The 261-nt window shown below is 56.3% G+C and carries 1 protein-coding gene; it reads left to right on the plus strand.

Annotated features, from left to right (window positions below; genetic code table 11):
* Nucleotides 1-65: 65 nt before the first annotated feature.
* On the plus strand, nucleotides 66-261 hold a 196-nt coding region (locus SB772_RS42410), incomplete at its 3' end, for a hypothetical protein (RefSeq protein ID WP_410838821.1).

Consider the following 261-nt stretch of genomic DNA (forward strand, 5'->3'; position numbering starts at 1 on the left):
CTGGATATCGCCGACCCGGCACTGGTAATTCGCCATCTCATGGCTGATGGGGAGCACGGTCTGCCGTGATCGGCAAAGTCCCGCACGCCCAGACCGCCCAGTCAAATAATTTTTCTGAAGTACCTTGCGTCGCGATGTCCGACAGCCCTCATTTTCGTGCCCGCATGCCCGCCAGATTGCCTGTCGGCATGCTTGGCCTGGACTATCTCAAATTTCTGCAACTCTCGGTTGATGACGAACTATGTCGCAAGGGATCGTTCG

Origin of the sequence: Paraburkholderia sp. SIMBA_030 (assembly GCF_046535245.1) — a bacterium.
In the GTDB taxonomy this organism is placed as follows: domain Bacteria; phylum Pseudomonadota; class Gammaproteobacteria; order Burkholderiales; family Burkholderiaceae; genus Paraburkholderia.